This is a genomic window from Minwuia thermotolerans, from assembly GCF_002924445.1.
Taxonomy (GTDB): Bacteria; Pseudomonadota; Alphaproteobacteria; order Minwuiales; family Minwuiaceae; genus Minwuia; species Minwuia thermotolerans.
This window is the reverse complement of record NZ_PIGG01000065.1, coordinates 53923-72236: the sequence shown is the minus strand read 5'-3', so window position 1 is coordinate 72236 and position 18314 is coordinate 53923. Positions and strand designations below refer to the sequence as shown.

16 protein-coding genes are annotated in these 18314 nt (G+C 68.5%); 10 read left to right on the top strand and 6 right to left on the bottom strand.

From position 1 onward, the window contains the following. Positions 1 to 164: 164 nt before the first annotated feature. The 3 genes from CWC60_RS18595 to CWC60_RS18585 form a co-directional block, all read right to left on the bottom strand. Complete coding sequence (locus tag CWC60_RS18595) at positions 165 to 506, bottom strand: GYD domain-containing protein (RefSeq protein ID WP_109795425.1); 342 nt, start codon at positions 504 to 506, stop codon at positions 165 to 167. Between the two features lie 14 nt (positions 507 to 520). Next, complete coding sequence (locus tag CWC60_RS18590; RefSeq protein WP_109795424.1) at positions 521 to 1396, bottom strand: TIGR03620 family F420-dependent LLM class oxidoreductase; 876 nt, start codon at positions 1394 to 1396, stop codon at positions 521 to 523. Positions 1397 to 1514: 118 nt separating this feature from the next. Continuing rightward, positions 1515 to 3272, bottom strand: a complete 1758-nt coding sequence (locus CWC60_RS18585; protein ID WP_109795423.1) for a flavin-containing monooxygenase — start codon at positions 3270 to 3272, stop codon at positions 1515 to 1517. A 195-nt stretch (positions 3273 to 3467) separates the two neighbouring features. Between CWC60_RS18585 and CWC60_RS18580 the strand changes: the two genes are divergently transcribed. The 10 genes from CWC60_RS18580 (at position 3468) to CWC60_RS18535 (ending at position 14763) form a co-directional block, all read left to right on the top strand. Then, positions 3468 to 4271, top strand: coding sequence for a cysteine hydrolase family protein (locus CWC60_RS18580; protein ID WP_109795422.1), 804 nt, complete (start codon positions 3468 to 3470; stop codon positions 4269 to 4271). A gap of 139 nt (positions 4272 to 4410) precedes the next feature. Further along, positions 4411 to 5070, top strand: coding sequence for a GntR family transcriptional regulator (locus CWC60_RS18575; protein WP_109795537.1), 660 nt, complete (start codon positions 4411 to 4413; stop codon positions 5068 to 5070). Positions 5071 to 5403: 333 nt separating this feature from the next. Continuing rightward, complete coding sequence (locus CWC60_RS18570) at positions 5404 to 7023, top strand: ABC transporter substrate-binding protein (RefSeq protein ID WP_109795421.1); 1620 nt, start codon at positions 5404 to 5406, stop codon at positions 7021 to 7023. 13 nt (positions 7024 to 7036) lie between these two features. Beyond that, complete coding sequence (locus tag CWC60_RS18565) at positions 7037 to 8065, top strand: ABC transporter permease (RefSeq protein ID WP_109795420.1); 1029 nt, start codon at positions 7037 to 7039, stop codon at positions 8063 to 8065. A 3-nt stretch (positions 8066 to 8068) separates the two neighbouring features. Then, positions 8069 to 8911, top strand: coding sequence for an ABC transporter permease (locus tag CWC60_RS18560; protein ID WP_109795419.1), 843 nt, complete (start codon positions 8069 to 8071; stop codon positions 8909 to 8911). A gap of 10 nt (positions 8912 to 8921) precedes the next feature. Next, positions 8922 to 10670, top strand: coding sequence for a dipeptide ABC transporter ATP-binding protein (locus CWC60_RS18555; RefSeq protein ID WP_109795418.1), 1749 nt, complete (start codon positions 8922 to 8924; stop codon positions 10668 to 10670). A 2-nt stretch (positions 10671 to 10672) separates the two neighbouring features. Next, positions 10673 to 12505, top strand: a complete 1833-nt coding sequence (gene atzF / locus CWC60_RS18550; protein ID WP_241147954.1) for an allophanate hydrolase — start codon at positions 10673 to 10675, stop codon at positions 12503 to 12505. Further along, positions 12486 to 13169: a cysteine hydrolase family protein gene (locus CWC60_RS18545; protein WP_109795417.1), complete on the top strand. Its 684-nt coding sequence runs from the start codon at positions 12486 to 12488 to the stop codon at positions 13167 to 13169. The genes atzF and CWC60_RS18545 overlap by 20 nt, the downstream gene beginning before the upstream one ends. Continuing rightward, positions 13169 to 13372, top strand: coding sequence for a DUF4089 domain-containing protein (locus tag CWC60_RS18540; protein WP_109795416.1), 204 nt, complete (start codon positions 13169 to 13171; stop codon positions 13370 to 13372). Before CWC60_RS18545 ends, CWC60_RS18540 begins: the two co-directional genes overlap by 1 nt. Next, positions 13372 to 14763 carry an AtzE family amidohydrolase gene (locus tag CWC60_RS18535; RefSeq protein ID WP_109795415.1) on the top strand — a complete coding sequence of 464 codons (1392 nt, stop codon included), beginning with the start codon at positions 13372 to 13374 and terminating at the stop codon, positions 14761 to 14763. Before CWC60_RS18540 ends, CWC60_RS18535 begins: the two co-directional genes overlap by 1 nt. A gap of 4 nt (positions 14764 to 14767) precedes the next feature. On the opposite strand, the gene CWC60_RS18530 is transcribed toward CWC60_RS18535, so the two are convergent. From CWC60_RS18530 to CWC60_RS18520, 3 genes are read right to left on the bottom strand one after another with little or no spacing between them, the layout of a single operon-like run. Then, the gene (locus tag CWC60_RS18530; RefSeq protein WP_109795414.1) at positions 14768 to 15685 is read right to left on the bottom strand and encodes an ABC transporter permease; all 918 of its coding nucleotides are present in this window, start codon (positions 15683 to 15685) and stop codon (positions 14768 to 14770) included. Continuing rightward, entirely contained in the window at positions 15682 to 16755 is a 1074-nt protein-coding gene (locus CWC60_RS18525; protein ID WP_109795413.1) for an ABC transporter permease, read from the bottom strand. The genes CWC60_RS18530 and CWC60_RS18525 overlap by 4 nt, the downstream gene beginning before the upstream one ends. After that, a complete protein-coding gene (locus CWC60_RS18520; RefSeq protein ID WP_109795412.1) occupies positions 16752 to 18284 on the bottom strand; it encodes an ABC transporter ATP-binding protein in 1533 nt (510 codons plus the stop codon). The genes CWC60_RS18525 and CWC60_RS18520 overlap by 4 nt, the downstream gene beginning before the upstream one ends. Positions 18285 to 18314 lie beyond the last annotated feature (30 nt).

Genomic DNA, 18314 nt, shown 5'->3' with positions numbered 1-18314 from the left:
TTCTGCATCTCTCGGCCTCCACTCATTGTTCCCGCCTTCATTGGCCGACAAGGAAGGCGCGCTACGCTGATCCATTCATGGGGAGAGGTTGGCCGCCGGGCGGCGCGCTTCAATGAGCCACCGCCCACGTAAGCGGTGCGTCACATCCGCCGGACCGAGACGGTCTATTCGCCGGCGGGGCTGTAGTCGGTCGGCGTTTCGTCGGCCAGGGCCATGGAGCGGACGAAGTCCTCCATGTCCATCAGCGGGATGGCCTTGCTGTATTTCGCCAGCCCGAACGAGTCGGTCAGGTGGAGGTTCGCAACCAGGGCCGCGTCGTCCGGCATTTCGTAGATGTAGACCATGTCGTATTCGCCATAGCTGCCGAACTGGGCGATAGGCCTGCCGCCGAAATCGGCGATGGCCTTGCGGTGGATCGCGGCGCGGTCGCGCATGTCGGGGTTCTTCACCATGGCGCGTTTCTGGTCGTTTTCGTACTTGACCATGTAGAGGACGAGCTGGCTCATGACCCGCGCCCTCCCTATTCGAACGGCGCGAAGGCGGCCAGCATCCGGCCCGGCGCCTTCACATCGTCGGGGGCGTGCACGGGCTGGATGCAGACATGGTCCGCGCCCGCCTCGAAATGCGCGTCGACGACGGCCCGGATCGCCGCCTCGTCGCCATTGGCGACCATGGCGTCGAGGAAATGGTCGTTGCCCCCGTCGGCCAGCTCGTCTTCCGTGAAGCCCAGCCTGAGCCAGTTGTTGCGGTAGTTCGGCAACGGCATGTAGCGCTCCAGCTCCTTCCGGGCCAGGTGGCGCGCGCGCGCCTTGTCCGTCTCCAGGCAGATCTTCTGCTCGACGCAGAGCCACTTTTCCGGCCCCAGCGCTTCGCGGGCGCGGCGGGTGTGCTCGGGTGTGACGTTGTAGGGGATGGCGCCGGCGGTCATCTCACGCGCCAGGTCGAGCATCCTCGGCCCCAGCGCAGCGACAAAGGTCGTGCGCGAGGGATCGTCGAGGCCCGGTCCATCCTTGCCGCGCAGCGCCGTCAGATACTCCCGCATGGCCGCGAGCGGCTTGCCGTAGCTGTGGCCGCGCAGCCGCTCCACCATGGGCGCGTGGCTGACTCCGAGCCCGAGCATGAAACGCCCGCCGGAGATCGCGTTCAGCGTCATGTGGCCCTGACGGGCGGCGAAGGCGTCGCGGGCGTAGATGCTGGCGATGGAGCTGCCGACCAGCAGGCGCTCGGTCTGGCCCAGCAGGAACGCGCCCTGGGCCATGGATTCGTAGCCGACCGATTCCGGGTACCAGAGCGCGGCGTAGCCCAGCGCCTCCACCTGCCGCGCGAAACCCCTGAGCTGTGCCGCGTCGAACTTGTGCGTGGCGTACCAGACGCCCAGCCGGCCGATCTTTTCCATCGCTTCGCCTCCCCTGTTTCAGAGGGCGATGGTCGCCGCTTGCGCCGCGCGGTTCAAGCGGCGAGCGAGACGGGAGAGTTTCACGGGCGCGTGCTGCAACGTCTTCTGTCCGCGGAAGCTAGCCGGTCAGCCCTTCCTCCTGGGCCTTGATCTGCAGCGCGAGGTATTTCGAGTAGATGCGGCACTGCGCCAGACTGCCGGCGATGAACCACAGCCCCGGCTGGCCCGTGCGGCGGAACATGGCCCGTAGCTCCTGGTCCTCGCCGAAGCCCCAGATCGGTCCCACCCGGTCGGCCACCGCATCGCCGAACAGGCGCCGCACCAGCCATTCCTGTTCCCGGTAGCCGGTGGCCAGCACCATCAGATCGGCATCCCGCCGTCCGCCGTCGCGCAACATCATACCGCGCTCGTCGAAACACTCGATCTCGTCCCATTGCACCAGCCCGATCTCGCCGGCGGCGATCAGGTCGGAACAGCCGACATTGAAGTAATATCCGCCGCCGCGGGTCAGGTACTTGAACTGCCAGCCGGTATCGTCCTCGCCATAGTCGAGGCGGAAGCCGGCGCGTTCCAGCCCGTCGAGCAATTCCCGGTCGATTTCCCGGGATCTCGCGGTGAAGGCCTGGTGCGCCTTTCGCGCCAGCGCCAGTGGCGTGCTCGCGACGATCAGATCGCAATCCTCCAGCGGCGGGCCTTCGGAATAGAGCGCGTAGGGAAGCTGGGCGCTCGGCTCGATGTTGACCACCATGGTGGGGTTGCGCTGGACCATGGTGACGCGTGCGCCGCTGGAATGGAGATCCTGGGCGATGTCGTGGCCGCTGTTGCCCGTGCCGATGACGATGGCATGCCGGCCCGCGAAGTCTTCCCCGTCGCGGTACTCGGCGGAATGCATCACCGGCCCGTGGAAGTTCTCCAGCGACGGGATCTCCGGGCGGTCGGGAATGCCGCTGACGCCGGTGGCCATGATCACGTGGCGCGGGTTCATGGTCCTGAGCGAACCGTCCTCTCGGCGGAGCGAAACCGTCCAGCGGCCCGCCGCCGCGTCCCACTCGCCGCCTTCGAACTCGGTTCCGGTCCAGACGTTGAGCTCCATGGCCTCGGCATAGGCCTCGAACCAGCCCGCCAGCTTGTCCTTGGGGATATAGGTGGGCCAGTTGGGCGGAAACGGCATGTAGGGAAGGTGATTGACCTGCACCTGATTGTGCAGCGTCAGGGCGTGGTAGCGCTTGCGCCAGTTGTCGCCGACGCGCCAGTGCCGTTCGACCACCAGCGTGTCCACGCCAAGCTGGCCGAGGCGGGCCGCGATGGCGAGTCCGGCCTGGCCCGCGCCGACAACGATCGCCGCCGGATCGTGCTCCGCATAGGCGGCAGCCGCCTGCCGCTGGTCCAGCCAGTTCGGCCCCCGGAAATCGCGGGAATGGGACTGGCCGGTGGGGCGGTTGTCGCCCAGCTTCTCCTCGTGGCCCTTCAATTCGTCGAGTGCGGTGAGCAGGGTCCAGGCCCTGGGTTCGCCATCCGCGCCAGCGCGCAGCCGCAGAATGCCGGTGCCGACGCCGAGGCGGGTCTCGAAATCGAAGAATGCCTCGACGCACTCCGCGCCCGCGCGCTGCACCGTCCGCGGCGCTGTCCGGTCGCGTGCGGCCCGGAAGCCCGAGGGGCCGGTTTCAGTGGCGTGACCCGCCAGAGCGCCGGCGACGTCGGCGCGGCCGCTGACCGTTCCGATCGTCCATGTCAGCGCCACCACGTCGCGCCAATGGCAGTCCTCGGTGAACAGCGGCGCGATCGCCGCCGCCTCGCCCGAGGCCAGCGCCCGCTCGAAACGGCCGAGCCATTCGTCGATCGCATCCGTCTGCCGCGCGGGCGCCGTGTCGGCCATGCCATGTCTCCAGAACGTCTCCGGACAAGCCTAGGGAAATTGCGCCGGCCGACGCAACTCGTTGCACGCCGGCGGGGCATGCGTGGCCATTTTGTGGGCAGTGCCGGGTCCCCGATGGCCGCGTAGGTGCGGTCCCCACTGGTGCGGGTCTTGCAGCCGGTATGGACGGAAAATCCTGTGAGGGAGGGATCGGGAATGAACAAGCCGCCGACAGATGCGGGCAGGGCGCGGCGCCGGCTTGGCGCGGGCGACAGCTATCACTGGCGCGTCGACGAGACCGTTGTCGACATGGCGATGCCGCTTCCCGAGCCGCGCCGCGCCGCCATCGCTGCCGAGCCGCAGTCGGTGGTCTGCGACCTGAACCGAACCGCGCTGGTGGTCATCGACATGCAGAACGACTTCTGCGCCCCGGGCGGCTGGGTCGACCATCTGGGGCAGGATTACACGCCGGACAGGCGCCCCATCGAGCCCCTGAACAAGCTGATTCCGCCCCTCCGCGAAGCCGGGGTGCCGATCGTCTGGGTCAACTGGGGCAACCGGGCGGACCTGGCCAACATGCCGCCGAACCAGATCCACCTCTACAAGCCGGACGGATCGGGCATCGGCCTGGGCGAGCCCCTGCCCGCCAGCGGCGCACCCGTGCTGCAGAAGGACAGCTGGGCCGCCGCCATCGTCGACGAGCTCGACACCGATCCGGGCGACATCTTCGTCGACAAACACCGCATCAGCGGCTTCTGGGATACGCCGCTGGACAGCATCCTGCGCAATCTGGGCACGCGGTCCATCCTGTTCGCCGGGGTCAACACCGACCAGTGCGTGCTGCATTCGCTGACCGACGCCAACTTCCTGGGCTATGGCTGCATCCTGCTGGAGGACTGCTGCGCCACCACCTCGCCGGACTTCTGCACCGAGGCCACGGTCTGGAATGTCAGGAAATGCTTCGGCTTCGTCAGCGATTCCACGCGCGTCCTGGCGGCCCTGCGCGAGATGGAGGGCTGAGAACCCCGGCGCCCGCCGCGAAAGAGGCTGGCGCCGGCGCGCGCCGTTGCGCATCCTCGCCGGGCATCGGAATCGGGAACGGGTGGCGCGCGTGGCAAGGACGGCCGCCGGCAGACCGCCCGGGCGCGGCGGCGGCCGTATGACCCGGGTGGAACTGCTGACACAGAAACTCGCCGAGGACATCCTCGACGGCCGGCTGAAGCCTGGCGCGAAGCTGGACGAACAGGGTCTGGCCGACCGCTTCGGCGTCTCCCGCACGCCGGTCCGGGAAGCCATCGGTCAGCTGGTCGCCATGGGCATGCTGGAAAAGCGCCCCCATGTCGGCGCCGTCGTCCGCCAGGTCACGGCCGAGCGCCTGAGCCAGATGTTCGAGGTCATGGCCGAGCTGGAAGCCGCCTGCGCGCGCCTGGCGGCCGAACGGATGACCGCAGCCGAACTCGGCGAACTGCTGGCGCTGCACGAGGAGACCCGCATCGCCGTGGAGAACGGCGACCACGAGGCCTACGAGGTGCTCAACCGCCGTTTTCACAATGCGATCTACAGCGGCACTCACAACGACATGCTGGTGGACACGACCCTGGAGGCCCGCCGGCGGGTGGCGCCCTATCGCCGAGCCCAGTTCTCGGTCGCCGGCCGCGTGGCGGCCTCATACGACGAGCATGGCGACGTCGTGGCCGGCATCCGGCGGCGCGACGGCGAACGGGCCTATCAGGCCATGCGCGCGCATATCCGGACCGTGAAGGACGCTTCCATGAGCTATGTCGCGCAGACGCTCAATCTCGATACGGATCGATCCTGATTTATTATTTGAAATCAATATATTGAATTGTACTGCATACAAAATGCCGAATTCGCCGACACTGTGCGACCGAATTGTGCAGCGCACATATTTTCGCCATCGATCAGACCAGATCGACGTAATATATTGAATTCATTGAAATATTTACAAACCCTTCTGGCAGGTCGCGCCGAGGTGCTGCGCCCGCACTGCCGAAGGAACGGGCGCAGGCATTCGATAATTGCATGCAATATTTCCTAATCATTTGTTTTTTAATATGAATTTTTCTGGCCTGTTGCTTGCTAGCTCCACCTCAGGGTCGCGGCGTCCGCCGCGGAGACAGGGAGCAGAACAATGGACAGGCGCAACTTTCTCAAGCTGACGGCATACGGCGCGGGCGCGGTTGCGGTGCCGATGCTGGCGCCCTTCGGCGCGCCGCAGGCGGCGGGCCGCGCGGACACGCTGCTGGTCGTCGTCGGCAGCACCGTCAACAGCATGGACATCCACCGCGCCGGCACCAACCGGCCGAGCTATGCCATCGCGGTCAACCTGTACGACCGCCTGGTCGGCTTCGGAACCAAGACGCTGGCCGACGGCACGGAGATGTACGACTACCAGAATCTCACGCCGGAACTGGCCGAAAGCTGGGCGTTCGCGGCGGACGGCACTTCGGTGACCTTCAAGCTGAAGCCGGACGCGGTCTTCTGGGACGGGTCGCCGGTGACGGCCGAGGATGTGAAATGGTCGTTCGACCGGGCCGTTTCGGTCGGCGGCTTCCCGACCACGCAGATGCGCGCGGGTCTGCTGGAGAAGCCCGAGCAGTTCACGGCGGTCGACGAAAAGACCTTCCGCATCGATTTCCTGCGTCCCTCCAAGCTGACCATGCCCGATCTGGCCGTGCCCGTGCCGATCATCATCAACTCGAAAGTGGCGAAGGCCAACGCCACCCAGGACGACCCCTGGGCGACCGAGTACCTGCACCGCAATCCCGCGGGCAGCGGCGCTTTCATGCTGGAGCGCTGGGATCCGGGCCAGCAGGTGGTCTACAAGCGCTTCGACGACTGGAAATGCGGTCCCCTGCCCGGCGTCGAGCGGGTCATCATGCGCGAGATTCCCTCGTCCTCGACCCGCCGGGCGCTGCTGGAGCGCGGCGACGCAGACATCTCGCTGGACCTGCCGCCGAAGGATTTCGCCGAACTCATGGCCTCGGGCAGGTACACGGTGGCCGCGGCGCCGATCGAGAATTCGATGATCGCCATCGGCCTCGACACCACCTACGGCCCCTTCCAGGACAAGCGGGTGCGCCAGGCCGTGGCCTACGCCATTCCCTATGAGCAGATCTTCAAACAGGCCGCTTTCGAGCGCGGCATTCCCATGTGGGGCGGCGCATCCTTCGAGCCGGCCGACATCAGCTGGCCGCAGCCCTTCCCCTACTCGACCGACTACGACAAGGCGAAGGCACTGCTGGCGGAGGCCGGATACGCGGACGGTTTCGAGGTGCCCTTCGCCTTCAACCTCGGCTTCGCGCAGTGGTCCGAACCGATGGCCCTGCTGGTTCAGGAAGGACTCGGCAAGGTCGGCATCCGCACCGCGGTCGAGAAGGTGCCGGGCGCCAACTGGCGCACCCAGGTGCTGATCGAGAAGAAGTGGCCGATGCACATCAAGAACTTCGGCGGCTGGCTCAACTACCCCGACTACTACGCCTTCTGGGTCTATCAGGACGGGCGGCTGTTCAACTCCATGAAGTACCGCAACGAGACCGTCGAGACGGTGACCGAAGAGGCCCTGCATCTGCCGGTGGAGCACCCGGACTACGCGCCGAAGATCAAGCAGCTCATCGCCACCTTCTTCGACGAGGTGCCGCTGATCCCCGTCTTCCAGCCCTATCTGGACGTGGCGATGCAGCCGAATGTCTCGGGCTACAAGTTCTACTTCCACCGCCAGCTCGACGCCCGCTGGCTGAGCAAGGCCTGAGGGGGCGCGGCGCATGGCCCGGCGCTCGACCGTTGCGCTGATCGGGGGACGGCTGCTGCAGGCCGTCCCCTCGATCGCCGGCGTCATCATCGTCACCTTCATCCTGACCCGGGCCCTGCCCGGCGATCCGGCGGTCTACTTCGCCGGACCGGCGGCCGACGCCCAGTCCATCGAGCAGGTGCGCCAGGCCCTGGGCCTCGACCGCAGCCTTCCTGAACAGTTCCTGATCTATCTGGGCGACCTGTTCACCGGCGACCTCGGCCAGTCGATCAGCACCGGCCGCCCGGTGGTGGAGGAGCTGATCCGGCGCATGCCGGCCTCGCTGGAACTGACCTTCCTGGCGCTGCTCTTCTCTCTGTCGGTGGCGCTGCCGCTCGGGATCCTGGCGGCCACGCGCCCCAACAGCTGGATCGACCATCTCTGCCGCGTGGTCGTCACCGCCGGCGTCTCCCTGCCCGTGTTCTTCACCGGGCTGTTCCTGGTCTATGTCTTCTATTTCATCCTCGGCATCGCGCCCTCGCCGCTGGGGCGGATCGATATCTTCTATCTCGACCCGCCGCACGTGACGGGTTTCTTCACCATCGATTCCCTGCTGGCGGGCGACATCGACACCTTCGGCGCGGCGCTGGCGCAGCTCGTCCTGCCGGCGATCACGCTCGGCCTCTTCACCCTGGCGCCGCTGGCGCGCATGACCCGCGGCGCGATGCTGGCCGTGCTGTCGAGCGATTTCATCCGCACGGCACGGGCCTCCGGCCTGTCGCGGCCGACCGTGCTCTACACCTACGCACTCCGCAACGCGATGCTGCCGATCCTGACCACGCTCGGCATGGTCTTCTCGTTCATGCTCGGCTCCAACGTGCTGGTGGAAAAGGTCTTCGCCTGGCCGGGCATCGGCTCCTTCGCCATCGAGGCGCTGATCGTCTCCGACTACGCCGCCGTGCAGGGCTTCGTGCTCGCCATGGCATTCCTCTACGTGGCGCTGAACCTGGTGATCGACATCCTCTACACCGTCGTCGACCCTCGCATCGGACTGGAGGGCTGAGCCATGCGGGAGTTCCTGAAGCACCTGCGCTACATCCTGACCGAGAATCCGGTCACGCTGGTCGCCGGGTCGATCTTTGCGCTGCTGGTCCTGTTCGCGTTGTTCGGGCCCTGGATCGCGCCCTACGACCCGCTGGCAAGCTCCGCGAACGCGCTGCAGCCGCCCAGCGCGCGGCACTGGTTCGGCACCGACCAGCTGGGCCGCGACGTGCTCAGCCGGGTCATCGTCGCCACGAGGCTGGACCTGACCATCGCCGTGGTGGCGGTCGCGCTCTCCTTCATGGCGGGCAGCGTGCTGGGCTCGGCAGCCGGCTATTACGGCGGCTGGATCGACCGGGTCGTCGGGCGCCTGACCGACACCATCATGGCCTTTCCCCTGTTCGTGCTGGCCATGGGCATCGTCGCGGCGCTGGGCAACAGCGTCGAGAACATCATCTACGCCACCGCGATCATCAATTTTCCCTTCTACGCCCGCGTCGCCCGCGCCGAGGTCAACGTCCGCCGGGAAGCGGGCTTCGTCCTGGCGGCCCGGCTGGCGGGCAATTCCGACATCCGCCTGCTGGCGACGCAGATCTACCCTAATGTGCTGCCGCCGATGATGGTGCAGGTCTCGCTCAACATGGGCTGGGCGATCCTCAATGCCGCCGGCCTTTCCTTCATCGGCCTCGGCGTCCGCCCGCCGACCCCGGAATGGGGAATCATGGTGGCCGAGGGCGCCGGCTACATCGTCTCCGGCGAGTGGTGGCTGGCGCTGTTCCCCGGCGCGGCGCTGATGATCGCCGTGTTCTGCTTCAACCTGCTGGGCGACGGTCTGCGCGACCTGATCGACCCGCGCCGGCGCACCTGAGGAGGCGGCCATGACCGAACCGAAGGATCCCGTTCCCATCCTCTCAGTGGAGGGTCTGAGCGTCGACTTCAGGACCCGGGGCGGCGTCGTCCACGCCGTGCGCGGCGTCGACTTCGAATTGTACCGCGGCGAGACCCTGGGCGTCGTCGGCGAAAGCGGTTCCGGCAAGTCCGTCACCGCCTTCAACATCATGGGCATCCTGGAGGCTTCTGGCCGGGTGGCGGCGGGGCATGTCCGCTTCCGCGGCCTGGACCTGACCACCGCGTCGGAGCGGGCGCTGCGCGAGATCAGGGGCCGCGAGGCCTCCATGATCTTCCAGAATCCGCGCGTCGCGCTGAACCCCATCCGCACCGTCGGCGACCAGATCGAGGACGTGCTGCGCCGACACACGACGATCCATTCCCGCGACCTGAAGAAGAAGGCCATCGACGCACTGGATGCCGTGCGCATCCGCAATCCGGAGCTGCGTTACTCGGCCTATCCCTTCGAGTTGTCGGGCGGCATGTGCCAGCGCGTCATGATCGCCCTGGCGCTGGCCTGCGACCCGCAACTGCTGATCGCGGACGAGCCGACCACCGGCCTGGACGTCACCACCCAGAAGACGATCATGGACCTGATCCGCGACCTGGGACGGGAGCGCAATCTGGCCACCGTGCTGATCACCCACGATCTGGGACTGGCGAGCCAGTACTGCCAGCGGCTGGTGGTGATGAAATCCGGCGAGGTCGTGGAAGCGGCCGCCACGCTGGAGCTGTTCGCCAATCCGCAGCATCCCTATACGCGGAAACTCATCAAGGCGACGCCGCGCCTCGACAGCCGCCTCGAGGATCTTTCGGATGAGCCGCCCGCCAGCCGTCCGAGTCCGGTCGCCGCACCACCCGCCGCCGACGGGCCGCCGCTGCTGGCCGTGGAAAACCTGGTCAAGGAATTCAGCGCCGCGTCCGGCAGCGGCTGGTGGCGGCGGCTGACCGGCCGGGAGGCGGACGAAACGCCGCCCTTCCGTGCCGTCGACGACGTCAGCTTCCACCTCCGCGCCGGCGAAAGCGTCGGCCTGGTCGGCGAATCCGGCTGCGGCAAGTCCACGACCTCAAACATGATCACGCGCCTGATGGACCCGACCGCCGGCCGCATCCTGTTCGAAGGCCACGACCTGGCGGCGATCCCGGCGGCGGACTTCGCGCTCAGACCGGAACGGCGGCTGATCCAGATGGTCTTTCAGGATCCCACGGAGAGCCTCAACCCGCGGTTCAGCGCGCGCCGCTGCATCGCCGATCCGCTGATGCGTCTCGACGGCATGCGCAACGCCGCCGAGCGCGGGGCGCGCATCGTCGAACTGGCCGGCATGGTGGGCCTGCCCGAAGATCTGCTCGGGCGCTTCCCGCACCAGCTCTCGGGCGGCCAGAAGGCCCGCGTCGGCATCGCCCGCGCCATCGCGGTCGCGCCGAAGCTGCTGATTCTGGACGAACCGACTTCGGCGCTCGACGTGTCGGTGCAGGCGATCGTGCTCAAATTGCTGGCGGACCTGAAGCGCCGCCTGGGCATGAGCTATCTGTTCGTCAGCCACGATCTGAACGTCGTGCGCCTGCTCTGCGACCGGGTGATCGTCATGAACGCCGGCCGGATCGTTGAGCAGGGTCCGGCGGACGAAATCCTGTCCAGTCCGAAGGATGACTACACCCGCGCCCTGATCGAGGCCGTGCCGCACCTGGAGATGGACAGCGCCGCGGCGAAGGCCCGGCTGGCGGAGGAAGTCTCTTGAGCGTGCTGGACGATGAAATGCTGACCATCGAGGCGCTGCGCCGCGCCCTGCTGGCGGGCGATATCCGGCCCAGCGAGATCGCCGCTGAAGTCGCGCGCCGCTGCGACGCCGCCGACCCGGCCATCTGGATCAACCGCATGTCGGCGGACGCCCTCATTGCGGAGGGGCGCCGCCTCGACGGGCTCGACCCCGCGACGCACCCCCTGCTCGGCATCCCGTTCGCGGTGAAGGACAATATCGACGTGGCCGGCCTGCCGACCACGGCCGGTTGCCCGGCCTTCGAATATGCGCCGGAACGTGACGCGGAGGTCGTTCGGCGGCTGCGCGAGGCGGGCGCGCTGATCGTCGGCAAGACCAATCTGGACCAGTTCGCCACGGGCCTCGTCGGCGTGCGCTCACCCTATGGCGTGCCCGGCAACAGCTTCGATCCGGCCTTCGTCCCCGGCGGCTCCAGTTCCGGTTCCGCGGTGGCCGTGGCGAAGGGTCTCTGCGCCTTCTCGCTGGGCACGGACACGGCGGGTTCGGGCCGCGTCCCGGCGGCCTTCAACAACCTCGTGGGCTGGAAGCCGAGCAAGGGCCTGCTTTCGACCACGGGACTGGTGCCGGCCTGCCGCTCGCTTGACTGCATTTCCGTCTTCGCGCTGACAGCGGCCGACGCCGCAGCCGTCGCCGACATCGTCGCCGGCTTCGATGCGGCCGATCCATTCTCCCGCGCCATGCCGAAGGACGTCACGGGCCCGTCCGACTGGCGCGGCGCCCGCCTCGGCGTGCCCCTGGCGGCCAATCTCGACTTTTTCGGCGACGGCGATTGCGAAAAGCTGTTCCACGAGACCGTCGCCGCCGCGGAACGGCTCGGTGGCGAGCCGGTCGAAATCGACATCACGCCCTTCCTCGACGCGGCGCGGCTGCTCTACGAAGGGCCGTGGGTCGCCGAACGCTATATCTCGGTCCAGGAGTTGATCGAGCGCGACCCGGAGGCGCTGCACCCGGTCACGCGGGAGATCACGCTCGGCGGCCGTGACCCGAAGGCGACCGATCTGTTCCGCGCGGAGTATCGCCTTGCCGAACTGCGCCGCGCCGCCGGCGACATCCTCGCCGGGCTCGATCTGATGCTGCTGCCGACCGCGGGCACCATCTACCGCATCGCCGAAGTCGAGGCCGACCCGATCCGTCTCAACAGCAATCTCGGACGCTATACCAATTTCATGAACCTGCTCGATCTCGCAGGGGTGGCCGTACCGGCCGGGTTCCGGCCCGACGGCATGCCCTTCGGGGTGACTCTGGCGGCGCCGGCCTTCCATGACCGCCGCCTGCTGGCGCTGGCCGGCGCGCTGCATGAGGAGACCTCCCCCCTCATCGGCGCTGCGCGGTCCCCGCTCGCCGCGGCGCCTCCGAAACACGGCAGCGAAACGGACGTCCTCGAGATCGCCGTCTGCGGCGCGCACATGTCCGGCCTGTCGCTCAACGGCGAGTTGAGGGACCTGGGGGGAACGCTGGTCCGTCCGGCCAGGACCGCAGGGAATTATCGTTTCTATGCCCTCGCCGGCCCCGAGCCGGCCCGACCCGGACTGGTCCGCGTCCCGCAAGGCGGCGGCGCGGTGGAAGTGGAAATCTGGCGTCTGCCCGCGTGCGCGGTCGGCGCCCTGCTGGCGGCGATCCCCGCCCCCCTCGGCCTGGGGTCCATCGCCCTCGCCGACGGCGGAACGGTGAAGGGCTTTCTCTGCGAGGCCGCGGCCACCGGAGACGCCCGCGACATCACCGCTTTCGGAAGCTGGCGGCGCTATCTCGACGCGCGGCACAAAGGGAGCGCCGAACTTGCCGAAACCGCTGATTGAAGCCCGGCCGGGCGCCATCGAAATCGACCCGGCGCGCACGGCGCTGATCATCATCGACATGCAGCGGGACTTCCTGGAGCCCGGTGGCTTCGGCGAAACGCTGGGCAATGACGTCGGCCTGCTGGCGGCCGCCATCGGTCCGTGCGGGCGCGTGCTGGAGGCGGCGCGGCGGGCCGGCCTGGCGGTCATCCACACCCGGGAAGGACACCGCCCCGATCTCAGCGATGCGCCGCCGGCCAAGATCGAGCGCGGCGCGCCCGCCATGCGGATCGGCGACCTCGGCCCCATGGGCCGTATCCTGGTGCGCGGCGAGCCCGGTCATGAGATCATACCCGCGCTTGCGCCCGCACCGGGAGAGCCGGTGGTCGACAAGCCCGGCAAGGGCGCCTTCTACCAGACCGATCTGGAGCTGATGCTGCACAACCGGGGTATCGAGGCTCTGCTGGTCTGCGGTGTGACGACCGAGGTCTGTGTCCACACCACCGTACGCGAAGCCAATGATCGGGGATTCCGCTGTATCGTCGTCGGCGACGCCTGCGGCTCCTACTTCCCGGAGTTCCACGAGGCGGGGCTCAGAATGATCGCCGCGCAGGGCGGCATCTTCGGCTGGGTCACCGACGCCGCCGCGGTGGTTCGGGCGCTCGAGGCGGTGGAGACCGACTGATGGCCAAAGCGTTCGACGCCGAAACCCACATGCGCGCCATGGCGGCGGCGCTGGACCTCGGGATAACGCCCGCTCAGGAAGCCGGCGTCCGGCAGTTTCTGGAACTCGCCGCGCGGATGAACACGTTGCTGGAAGCCGCGCCCGTGCCTGCCGACAGCCTGGAACTTGCGCCGGTATTCACCCCGCCGGAACGGGACGCCTGATGCTGCCGCCCTACATGACCGCGGCGGCCATCGCCGGCCGTGTCGCCGCAGGCGAGATGAGCGCCGTCGAGGTCGTGCGCGGGCACCTGGAGCGGATCGAACGGCTCAACCCGCTGCTGAATGCCTATACCGATATCACCGCCCGCCGGGCGCTGAGCCGGGCCGCGGAGATCGACCGCAGGCGTTCGGCCGGCCAGGCCGTCGGTCCGCTCGCCGGCGTGCCCTTTGCGGTCAAGAACCTGTTCGACATCGAGGGTCTGACCACGCGCGCGGGTTCGAAGATCAACCGTGAGAACCCGCCGGCCCGCGCCGACGCGGAACTCGTCCGCCGTCTCGAGGCCGCAGGGGCCGTGCTGCTGGGCGCGCTCAACATGGGCGAATACGCCTACGACTTCACCGGCGAGAACGCTCATGACGGCGCCTGCCGCAATCCGCACGACACAAACCGCATGTCCGGCGGCTCCAGCTCGGGCAGCGGCGCGGCGACGGCGGCCGGGCTGGCGCCGATCAGCCTCGGCTCCGACACCAACGGCTCGATCCGCGTGCCCGCGTCCCTCTGCGGCATCTTCGGACTGAAGCCGACCTACGGGCGGCTGACGCGGCACGGCACCTTCCCCTTCGTCGACAGTCTCGACCATGTGGGGCCGTTCGCCCGCTCGGTGGGCGATCTCGCCCTCGCCTACGACGCCATGCAGGGCCCGGACCCGCGCGATCCGGTCGTCGCCGGCAGGCCGGCCGAGCCGATCACGGCCGATCTGGACAAAAGCATCGAGGGCCTGCGTATCGCCATCGCCGGCGGCTGGTTCGGCACCGGCGGCCTGCCCGACGCCGCGGCGGCGGTGGAAACGGCGGCGAAAGCTCTCGGTGCGGACCGGATGGTCGACGTGCCCGGCGCCGAAGCGGGCCGGGCCGCCGCCTTCATCATCACCAACGCGGAGAGCGCGGCCCTTCACCTGAACCGGCTGCGCCAACGCCCCGACGATTTCGACCCCGACACGCGCGACCGCTTCCTCGCCGGCGCGATGCTGCCGACCGGCTGGCTGGTGCGGGCGCAGCAGGTGCGGCGCTGGTATCTGGAGCAGGTCATGGCGCTGTTCCGCGAAGTCGACCTGCTGATCGCGCCCTCGACGCCGTTCAGCGCGCCCCTGATCGGACAGAAGACGATGAATCTGCGCGGCGAGGAGCTGGCGGTCCGGCCCAATCTGGGGCTATTCACCCAGCCGGTGTCCTGCATCGGACTGCCGGTCGCCGCTGTGCCCATCGAATGTGGCGCCGCGATGCCCGTCGGCGTTCAACTGATCGCGCCGCCCTGGCGCGAGGATCTGGCGCTCAGGGCCGCGCGTCATCTGGAACGCGAGGCCGCCGCCGCCGCCCGCACGCCGAAACTCTGAACGGCTACTTCCAGTAGGGCTGGGCCAGGGTCCGGGGCGCGCTCTGGCGGCCGACCAGGCCGGAGACGGCGATGAAGGCCAGCAGGTAGGGCATCATGATCAGCAGCGCGTTGGGCGCGTCGATGCCCAGCGCCGGCAGCTGGAACTGCAGCGCCGTCGCCGCGCCGAAGACCAGGCACGCCACGATGGTCTGGCCCAGCTTCCAGTTGCCGAAGATCACCGCCGCGATGGCGAGATAGCCCGCGCCGCGCGTCATCCCCTCGGTGAAGGTGTGAATGTCGCCGATGGAGAGGAAGATGCCCCCCAGCGCCGCAAGCAGGCCGGTCGCCATGATGACGCCATAGCGGATCAGCGTGACCGACAGCCCCGAATGAGCGACCGTCCGCGGCGCCGCGCCGGCCGCCTTGATGGCGACGCCCAGCCCCGTGCGGGCGAGCAGATACCATACCGCGATGGCGACCGGAATCACCAGATAGACCAGCCAGACCTGTTCGAAGATCGTCTGCCCGATCACCGGGATGTCGCCCAGAATCGGCGGGTTCCACTTGTCGAAGCCGGGAATGACCTCCCGCGAGCGCGCGCCGAACAGCTCGCGGTAGCCGAGCGTCGTCGCGCCCAGCACGAAGATGTTGATGCCCAGGCCGGTGACGATCTGGTTGGCGCGCAGCGTGTTGGTCAGGAACGCCTGCAGCAGCGACAGCGGAATGACAGCGACCAGCCCGCAGACCAGCCCCATGACAGGGCTGCCCGAGAGCGACGCGCCCGCAGCGGCGGCGAAGGCGCCGGTCAGCATCATGCCCTCGACCGACATGTTGAGGACGCCGGCCTTCTCGCTCAGCAGTTCGCCGATCGCGGCCAGCAGCAGCGGCGTGGCGAGCCGGATGGTCGAGGCCACGAAGACCGCCAGCAGTTCCTCGTTCATCGGCTCGCTCTCCTGTCCATCCAGTAGGCCGCGCCGGCGATCGAGATCACGATCAGGCCCTGTACGATCTGCACCAGCGCCGTCGGCACGCCCGCCGCCATTTCCATGGTGATGCCGCCCGAGCGCAGGAAGCCGAACAGCAGCGCGCCGGCAATGACGCCGGAAATGCGGCCCCGGGCCAGCAGGCCGACGACGAGGCCGTCGAATCCGTAGCCCGACGAGAAGCCCGTCTTCAGCGAGTGCTGTTCGCCCAGCAGCATGATCGCGCCGGCCAGTCCGCCCAGCGCGCCTGCGATGAACAGGGCCAGGACGGTCATGCGCTCGACCGGAATGCCCGCGCGGGCGGCGGCGATCGGGTTGAGGCCGACGAAACGGAGACGAAAACCGAATACGGAGCGCGCCAGCAGGACGGCCGCGACGACGGCGAGGATCAGGGCGATCACCACGCCGACGGTGACCGGCGCGGCGTAGGAGCCTGTCAGCAGCGGCACCATGGTCGATGCCGGCACCGTCGCCGATTCCGGCAGGGTCGCGGCGCTGGTCATGGGCTGACGCAGCAGGTCCGTCGACTGGACGCACCAGTAGACGATCCAGATGGCGATGAAGGAGAGCAGCAGGGTCGAGATGACCTCGTTGGTGCCGGCCCTGACCTTCAGCACGCCCGCCAGCCCGCCCCAGAGGCCGCCGGCCAGCGAAGCGGCCAGCACGGGCAGGATCACCGCGAGACCCAGCGGCAGGCCCGCGACCCCGCCATGCACCGCGACCGCCGTCGCCATGATGCCGCCCATGGCGATCTGTCCCTCGCCGCCGACATTGGTGAGCCCCGCGCGCGCTGCGATGACGAAACCGATGCCGACCAGGGCATAGACGGTGGCCCGGTTCAGCGACACCGAGATGGCGTAGGCCGAACCGAAGGCGCCCTGGCTGAAGGCGGAGATCGCCTGACCCAGCGACGCCCCCGTGGCGACGATCAGCAGGAGCCCCACGGCGAAAGCGGCGAGAACCGCCAGCACGGGGATCGCCGCCGGCGCAGCCAGGATCCGGCCCGAGACGGCCAGCGCGGCGCTCATGCGCCCTGTCCCGCCATCATGGCGCCGATGGCGTCTTTCTCGGACGGGTCGGCGGGGCGCTCGTTGACGATACGGCCGCGGTACATCACCAGCACCCGGTCGGCCACGGCCAGGATCTCGTCCAGTTCCGAGGAGATCAGCAGCACGCCCGCGCCCTTCTCGCAGGCGGCGCGGATCAGGCCGTAGACCGCCTCCACCGCGCCGACGTCGAGGCCGCGGGTCGGCTGCGCGGCCAGCATGAATTTCAGCCCCGGCATGGTCAGTTCCCGCGCCAGCACCGCCTTCTGCTGATTACCGCCCGAGAGGCTGCCGAAGCGGACGTCGGGCCCGGCGGCGCGCACGTCGAAACGCTCGATCAGGTCGGCGGCTTCCGCCCGGACCGAACGCCGGTCGATCAGCCCGAAGCGCGTATGCGCGCCCATCCTGTTGTTCAGCATGGTCTCGGCGAGGCTCATGTCGTCCGCGGCGGCGACCAGGTGGCGGTCCTCGGGCACGATGCCGACGCCGGCGGCCGTGATCCGGGCCGGCGTGGCTCTTGTCAGCTCACTGTCGCCGGCGAACCAGCGCCCCGCGCCCGGCTGCGCCAGACCGGCCAGGATATTGCCCAGTTCGCTCTGGCCATTGCCCTCGACGCCGGCGATGCCGACGATCTCGCCCGGCCGCACGGTCAGCGTCACATTGTCGAGCCGTTGCGCGCCGCCCGCGTCCCTGAAGGAGACGCCATCGACCTGCAGGGCGAGGCCGCCGCCGTCCGACAACCTGCGGCGGACCCTGGGCGAGGCCGTATCGCCGCCCATCCCCAGGGTCGACATCATCGAGGCGTCCAGGCTGTCCGCGTCGCGGCGGATCATCGCCCTGACCAGACGGTCGATCTCGCCGGCCGGGTTGTCGGAAGTTGTTGCGATGCGGCCCGCGCGCAGCACGGAGACGCGGCTGGCCACCTGCTTGATCTCGGCCAGCTTGTGGGTAACCAGAACGACCGCCGTGCCTTCGGCGGCGACCCGGCGGCAGGTTTCGATCAGGGCGGCGATCTCGTCGGGCAGCAGGACGGCGGTCGGCTCGTCCAGGATCAGCAGCCGGGGCTCGCGCATCAGGCATTTCACGATCTCGACGCGCTGGCGCTCGCCGATCGACAGGTCGCCGACGATGCGGAAAGGCTCGAGACCAAGACCGTAGAGCGCCGAGAGCTCCGCCAGCCGCGCGGCATAGGCGGCGCGGTCGACCCGGCCCAGCCCCCGGCCCAGCAGCAGATTGTCCACCACCGACAGCTCGTTCACCAGGCTGAAATGCTGATGAACCATGGCGATGCCGTTCTCCAGCGCCTCGCGCGGTCCGGCCGGCGCATAGGGCGCGCCTTCGAAACGCATCTCTCCTGACGTCGGCTGATGGACGCCGAAGATCAGATTGCAGAGCGTCGACTTGCCGGCGCCGTTTTCGCCCAGCAGGCAGTGGATCTCGCCCGCGCGGAAATCGATGTGGATATCGGTCAGCGCATCGAAACCGCCGAAGCGTTTGCCGACGCCGCGCATCGCGAACCGCGCGTCCCCGGCCACGGCCAC

What these genes read in the sequence shown, in the direction of transcription:
- CWC60_RS18585 (WP_109795423.1), bottom strand. Translation starts at nt 3,272, where the DNA reads ATGGCCGACACGGCGCCCGCGCGGCAGACGGATGCGATCGACGAATGG.
- CWC60_RS18595 (WP_109795425.1), bottom strand. Translation starts at nt 506, where the DNA reads ATGAGCCAGCTCGTCCTCTACATGGTCAAGTACGAAAACGACCAGAAA.
- CWC60_RS18520 (WP_109795412.1), bottom strand. Translation starts at nt 18,284, where the DNA reads ATGCGCGGCGTCGGCAAACGCTTCGGCGGTTTCGATGCGCTGACCGAT.
- CWC60_RS18540 (WP_109795416.1), top strand. Translation starts at nt 13,169, where the DNA reads ATGGCCAAAGCGTTCGACGCCGAAACCCACATGCGCGCCATGGCGGCG.
- CWC60_RS18580 (WP_109795422.1), top strand. Translation starts at nt 3,468, where the DNA reads ATGAACAAGCCGCCGACAGATGCGGGCAGGGCGCGGCGCCGGCTTGGC.
- CWC60_RS18535 (WP_109795415.1), top strand. Translation starts at nt 13,372, where the DNA reads ATGCTGCCGCCCTACATGACCGCGGCGGCCATCGCCGGCCGTGTCGCC.
- CWC60_RS18530 (WP_109795414.1), bottom strand. Translation starts at nt 15,685, where the DNA reads ATGAACGAGGAACTGCTGGCGGTCTTCGTGGCCTCGACCATCCGGCTC.
- CWC60_RS18525 (WP_109795413.1), bottom strand. Translation starts at nt 16,755, where the DNA reads ATGAGCGCCGCGCTGGCCGTCTCGGGCCGGATCCTGGCTGCGCCGGCG.
- CWC60_RS18570 (WP_109795421.1), top strand. Translation starts at nt 5,404, where the DNA reads ATGGACAGGCGCAACTTTCTCAAGCTGACGGCATACGGCGCGGGCGCG.
- CWC60_RS18560 (WP_109795419.1), top strand. Translation starts at nt 8,069, where the DNA reads ATGCGGGAGTTCCTGAAGCACCTGCGCTACATCCTGACCGAGAATCCG.
- CWC60_RS18565 (WP_109795420.1), top strand. Translation starts at nt 7,037, where the DNA reads ATGGCCCGGCGCTCGACCGTTGCGCTGATCGGGGGACGGCTGCTGCAG.
- CWC60_RS18555 (WP_109795418.1), top strand. Translation starts at nt 8,922, where the DNA reads ATGACCGAACCGAAGGATCCCGTTCCCATCCTCTCAGTGGAGGGTCTG.
- CWC60_RS18590 (WP_109795424.1), bottom strand. Translation starts at nt 1,396, where the DNA reads ATGGAAAAGATCGGCCGGCTGGGCGTCTGGTACGCCACGCACAAGTTC.
- CWC60_RS18575 (WP_109795537.1), top strand. Translation starts at nt 4,411, where the DNA reads ATGACCCGGGTGGAACTGCTGACACAGAAACTCGCCGAGGACATCCTC.